Origin of the sequence: Aneurinibacillus danicus, from assembly GCF_007991215.1 — a bacterium.
Classification (GTDB): domain Bacteria; phylum Bacillota; class Bacilli; order Aneurinibacillales; family Aneurinibacillaceae; genus Aneurinibacillus; species Aneurinibacillus danicus.
In genome coordinates, this window is record NZ_BJXX01000187.1 from 1 (window position 1) to 5,960 (window position 5,960).

At 48.8% G+C, this 5,960-nt stretch carries 6 protein-coding genes; all 6 read right to left on the bottom strand.

Annotation, left to right across the window (positions count from 1 at the left end; translation table 11 throughout):
- Positions 1-73 precede the first annotated feature (73 nt).
- Complete coding sequence (locus tag ADA01nite_RS19345) at positions 74-1,360, bottom strand: MATE family efflux transporter (RefSeq protein WP_146812076.1); 1,287 nt, start codon at positions 1,358-1,360, stop codon at positions 74-76.
- A 133-nt stretch (positions 1,361-1,493) separates the two neighbouring features.
- On the bottom strand, positions 1,494-2,330 hold the full coding sequence (locus tag ADA01nite_RS19350) for a DMT family transporter (RefSeq protein ID WP_146812072.1): 837 nt from the start codon (positions 2,328-2,330) through the stop codon (positions 1,494-1,496).
- A 34-nt stretch (positions 2,331-2,364) separates the two neighbouring features.
- Entirely contained in the window at positions 2,365-3,144 is a 780-nt protein-coding gene (locus ADA01nite_RS19355; RefSeq protein WP_246147425.1) for an ABC transporter ATP-binding protein, read from the bottom strand.
- On the bottom strand, positions 3,141-4,094 hold the full coding sequence (locus tag ADA01nite_RS19360; protein ID WP_174760629.1) for an ATP-binding cassette domain-containing protein: 954 nt from the start codon (positions 4,092-4,094) through the stop codon (positions 3,141-3,143). The genes ADA01nite_RS19355 and ADA01nite_RS19360 overlap by 4 nt, the downstream gene beginning before the upstream one ends.
- A 24-nt stretch (positions 4,095-4,118) precedes the next feature.
- On the bottom strand, positions 4,119-4,982 hold the full coding sequence (nikC, locus tag ADA01nite_RS19365; protein WP_281286048.1) for a nickel transporter permease: 864 nt from the start codon (positions 4,980-4,982) through the stop codon (positions 4,119-4,121).
- Between the two features lie 2 nt (positions 4,983-4,984).
- Positions 4,985-5,926, bottom strand: a complete 942-nt coding sequence (gene nikB, locus ADA01nite_RS19370; protein ID WP_371863585.1) for a nickel ABC transporter permease — start codon at positions 5,924-5,926, stop codon at positions 4,985-4,987.
- Positions 5,927-5,960 lie beyond the last annotated feature (34 nt).

Here is a 5,960-nt window from a genome sequence, read left to right on the forward strand (position 1 = left end):
AAGAGTCAGCCGCCCTTCCCCTCATTTTCATGTCGGGGTTGCGGCTGCCATGGTTGTTTTTGCGAATACTATCTTATTCTACCATACTACCTCCTTCGTTCGGAAACAACATACGATTCAACCTTGGCAAATACATCCATAATGTTAATGAGCGCGCCAGACTGAAAAGAATAAAGGAAAGCCACAACCCATGATTGTGATAAGATGGGGTGAACAACCAGGTAGCCAGCAGAAAGATGAGTAAAGAGTAAATCGTTGAGTTGCGAACGGGCCCAGCTTCCGTTGCCCCCGAAAAAACACCATAAAGCTGCAATCCCCAGAATGCAGCAAACGGGAACAATAAAACCCACGACGCATACATCATAATTTGTTCCTTCACATCATCAATGGTAGTAAACAGCGAAATGATCGACTCATTTCCGAAATAAAGTACAGCAGACAATATAACCGATGCAACCGCACCCCAGATTCCCGTAAGCCGCACGGTTCTTTTGTAAACAGAATAATTTTTCTCCCCAATGGAGCGCCCGACCAGAATACTGCTCGCATTCGCAAAACCATCCAAAAAATAAGCCATAATAAAATGAATTTGAAGCAGTACCGCATTGGCAGCAAGCGTTACTTTTCCAAAGGAAGCCCCATACGCCGTAAAAAGGTTAAACACCGCTAATAAACAAGCGGTACGAATAAACAAATCACGATTTACACGCATCATTTTCACCATCGGTTGCATAGAAAGGGCGTCTTTCCAGCGAACAAAAAGATGGCGAAGCGGCAAATGAAGCCCGATTAACCATATTCCTAATCCCGCTGCCGATACTTCCGCGATCAACGTAGCAACAGCAACGCCCGCCACATTCATATGAAAGTAAGATACGAGTACAATAGCGAGCACGATATTGAGTACATTCATGGAGATTTGCAAGAGTAAGGACGCTTTTATACGGGACATCCCCATTAACCAGCCTAAAATGGTGTAATTCAAAAGCGCAAACGGCGCGCCCCAAATGCGAATATCCACATACGACTCTGCATGTTCTAGCACGGATGGCTCTGCGCCAATCATCCAAAAAGACGCCTGTTTAATTGGCTTCTGTAAAACAATAAAGACAAGCCCCATTGCCAGCGCAATCATTGCCGGACGCAACAAAGCCAATCCCATCTCTCTGGGATCATTCGCTCCATGTGCCTGCGCGCTAAACCCTGAAGTGCTCACCCGCAAAAATCCCAAAAGCCAGTACATCGTATTAAAAATCAGCGTCCCAACAGCAACCCCGCCTAAATATGCCGGATCAGATAATCTTCCTACTACCGCCGTATCGACGGCACCAAGCAAGGGGGTAGAAAGCGTTGAGATCATTAATGGAATGGCCAAAGCTAAATACTCACGATGAGATAGTGAACCATTACGAATATGTTTTTCATGCACGTTTTTCCCTCCTTTCCCCTACCATTCCTGTTTTTATAACCATAACGGCACCACATAACCTTCGTTACCTTTGCTTTTTTCTCGATAGAGCTATGCAGGCAGTAATGATGAAAATCCCTCCTACAACGGTTAACGTATCAGGCACTTCTGTCCAGAATAAAAATCCCCACATAGCATTAAAAACAATGCCAATATAGCGAGTCACTTCTACAACAACGACATTCTCATGGGTAAATGCTTTCGTTAAAAATACTTGTCCAAGCAAAGAAACAACCCCAATGCATGTAAGGTAGAAGAATTCAAGCGGCGTTGGCACCACAAAATGGTTCCACATAAGCGGAATCGAAACCATAGCAGCTGTCGCCAGGAAATAAAATACAATTTCGTACGAATGGTACTTTTTACTTAAATAGCGTATACTGGTTGCTGCACCCGCAGCGAATAAGGCACTAAGAATACCAACGAACGCATGTATGGAGTAACTTGAGTAATGAAATGGTTTCACAAGTAAAACTGCGCCTAAAATAACAAGAGGGAATAAAAAAAGCACTTTTTTGGACATTCTCTCCTTTAGAAATACAGCAGAGAGAATAATGGCGAAAAAGGGGGATAAATGTGCTAATATACTTGCATCTGTTAGTGGTATCTTAGAAATGGTATAGAAATAGGCAAGTAAATAAAAAGCGCCAAGAACACCTCGCAATGCAAGTAAAGGGACTCCTTCCGTAGAAAATGCCACTTTGCTGTGTCTCATCATGAAATAGATGATGACGGTTCCGATAATGCTCCTAAAAAACACAACCTCAGCTGAAGGAATTGACAAACTAACTGCCTTTACAAGGGCGTTCATAATGCTAAAAACAAGGGAAGAAAAAATCGCAAGAATAACTCCATTCTTCATTTTTACCTCTAAAAACTTTTTCTGATTCATTTCACTAACTGACCGCGGCGACCAGCTGCCGCGTATATTCGTGCCGGTCCTCGCTCATCATTTGATCGCTTGCGAACTGGTCCACAATTCGCCCCGCCTTCATCACAATGATCCGGTCGCTCATGATCCGCACCGCTGCAATATCATGAGAAATAAACAGGCAGGCCATGCCGAGCTTTGTCTGCATACTTTTCAACAGGTGCAAAATCTGAGTCTGTACTGACACATCCAGACTGGAGGTCGGCTCGTCGCAAATCAGCAACTTAGGACTCAGGCTGATTCCTCGGGCTATGGCAACACGCTGCCGCTGCCCGCCGCTTAACTCATGCGGATAACGGTCCATATGCGCCGCTTGCAGCCCGACCATTTCCAGCAATTTAGCCGCCGTATCTCTTCGGGAATGCCGCACGTCCGCCAGGAACGACGGCTTGACATCCGGGAAGTTATCCAGTGGCTCCATAATCGACCGCCAAATCGGCAATCGCTGGTTCAGTGAAGAGGTTGGGTCCTGAAATACGACCTGAATATGCTTCCTTGTTTCACGCAAAGCCCGACCTTTCAGCTCAAAGAGGGAGGTGCCGTTTAACAGAACCTCTCCGCTATCCGGCTGATCGAGTGCAAGGAGAAGCCGCGTAAGCGTACTCTTACCACTGCCGCTCTCCCCGACGATCCCCAGGCACTCTCCTTCACTGATTCGCAGCGATACGTCTTGTACGGCCGAAACGATACTACCGGACTCTCTATACGTCTTAAAAAGCCGGTTGACTATTAAAAGATCATTCACGTGAATTCCGCCTCCCATCTGCTGGTGGACTGTGCTGTTTCAGCCGCTTCTGCTTCCATAGCAAACCCTCTATGAATTTCTGAAAGAAGCGGCCTCGCTTTTAGCAGCATCTGCGTATACGGATGGCGCGCCTGCAGGCGTAACGTTTCAGCCGACTCCATCTCCACAATGCGCCCGTCTTTCATTACGGCAATGGTATCCGCTCGCTTCATAACATGCCGCAAATCGTGCGAGATCATCAGTACGGCGCAGCCGGTCTGCCGCTGCAGCCTGGTCAGCACATCAAGCACCCGTTCTCCGGTCAGCACGTCAAGCGCTGTTGTAGGCTCGTCGGCGATAAGCAACTCCGGCTGCAGCATCATGGCAGCGGCCAATGCGGCCCGCTGCCGCTGCCCGCCGCTTAGTTGAAACGGGTAACTGTTAAACACACGCTCCGCAGGCAGGTCTACCTGATGAAGCCATTCTAACGCGACAGACTTCGCCTCATTAAAGGACAACTCACAATGACTGCGAATCGTCTCTACAAGCTGCTTTCCTACTTTTATAAACGGTGTAAAGCTTCCCTGATAATCCTGAAATACAAATCCTATTTTTTTGCCGCGCAGCCGTCGTTTCATCTTATCCGGCCACAGGAGGATATCCTCTCCCTGAAACACGATCCGTCCCCCGCCAATGTGCAGCGAATTCGGCAGCAATCCCAAAACCGCGCTTGCTGTTACACTTTTCCCGCTGCCGCTTTCCCCGACAAGCGCAAGTGTTTCCCCCCGGCGAATCGAGAAGCTACTATCATGAACGAGCATATATCGCCTTTTTCCCTGTTGTGCATAAACTTTTAAGTTCTCCAACCGCAGCACCGATTCGGATGCGGAAAGCGAGGCTACAGGCTGCCCCGTTTCATATCCGTTTGGCAAAACTTTGTTTCTCTCGCGTTCTAACAACAACTGTGACATATTCCACCTCCCACGGGCAGCGCCTCATCTGCTTCGAACGTCCAAAATATGGCGAAGTCCGTCGCTGATCAGGTTACAGGAAACGACAACCAACATGATGGCAACGCCCGGATAAATCATTAATTCAGGTACCGTTTGAAAATAAGGCCGCCCATCATTCAGCATCGCTCCCCATTCCGGAGCCGACGGTTGAGCGCCCAAACCTAGATACGACAACGCAGAAATGATCAATATAATTTTGCCGATGTCCAGCGCAGCAAGCACCACAACAGGAGAGATGATTTGCGGAAGTAAATGCCGCCACAGCACCGTCCACGTACTGCAACCGGCGACACGAGCAGCCAGCACATATTCCTTCTCCCGCTCGGACAGTACAATACTTCTAACGACGCGGGCATACCCAATCCATTTGACCAATACGATCGACAACATTAGGTTCGTCAGGCTCGGACCGAGAAACCCGGAAATTGCGATAGCCAGTATAAATTCAGGCAATGCACCAACACCGTCGACAAGCCTCATCAATAACGCGTCAACACGGCCACCGACATATCCAGACAACAGCCCTACCGGGATGCCGATCAGCGTTACCGAGATGATGACAAAGGCCGAAATGCCGAGCGTGGTCTTAGCACCCGCAACCAGTCTGGAGAAAATACATCTTCCCAAATGGTCCGTGCCAAGCGGATACTGCCAGCTGGGCGACTGAAGACGCTCCGACATTTTAACGGCCAACGAATCGTTCGGCACAATAAATGGACCGATTAGCGTGAGCAGAATAATAATAGCCAATATCCCCGTTCCCAGTGCCGTCATCGGATCGCGCAGCATGCTCCGCCATGTATTCCGGCGTATCGGTGATTGACGGAAAACGGTAGAAACATTCACATTCACGATAGCTCCCCCTTTCCATAACGAATCCGGGGATCGAGCAGACCGTAACTTAAATCAACCAGCAAATTAACCACAACGACAAAAACACCTGTCAGCAGCACATAGCCCTGAATGACCGGGTAATCCCGCTGAAAGATCGCTTCCACCGCCATGCTACCAAGCCCCGGCCAGGAAAACAGCGTCTCAATTACAACTGTTCCAGCCAGCAAACTGCCGATGCTCATCCCAAAAACTGTCACAACAGGCAGAAGCGCTGCCCGCAATGCATGTCTCCATAGAATGCGCCATTCCGCAATGCCTCTCGCCCGCGCCGCGCGGATGTATTCCTGCGACAGGCTTTCCAGCAGCCCGGCACGGAGCAAGCGGGCATATACGGCCGCCATCGCAAAACCGAGGGTAACGGAAGGAAGAATCATATGCTGGGCGCTTCCTTTGCCCATTGTCGGCAGCCATTGTAGTTTAAAAGCAAACACATAAATAAGCAGTAGCCCCATCCAGAAGCTCGGGATGGACGCACCGAGCAGAGCAAGAAAACGGCTCAGATGATCCGGCCAACGCCCCGGATATTTAGCGGCCAACAGACCAAGCGGAACAGCAATCAGCACCATGACAGCAAGCCCTCCTACCGTTAATTGAATGGTGGTAGGTAGTCGCGCGATCATTTCGTCCAAAACCGGCTTCTCTTTAATATAAGAATTTCCGAAATCAAGCTGCAGCACGTTCAGCATCCATTCACCATACTGGACCAGCAATGGCCGATCGAAGCCAAGCTCTTTACGAAGCGCGGCTTCGTCGGCCTGGGTAACCGCCAGTTCATCAACTTCCAAAATACGCAGCACCGGATCACCCGGTGCAAGCTTCATTAACGTAAAAGTCAACAGGGACAACAGAAACAATACGAATACAAGCTGCAACAGTCGTGCTTTGACCAACTTCAGCACGCTACTTCACATCCATTTTATTGGTAACTAT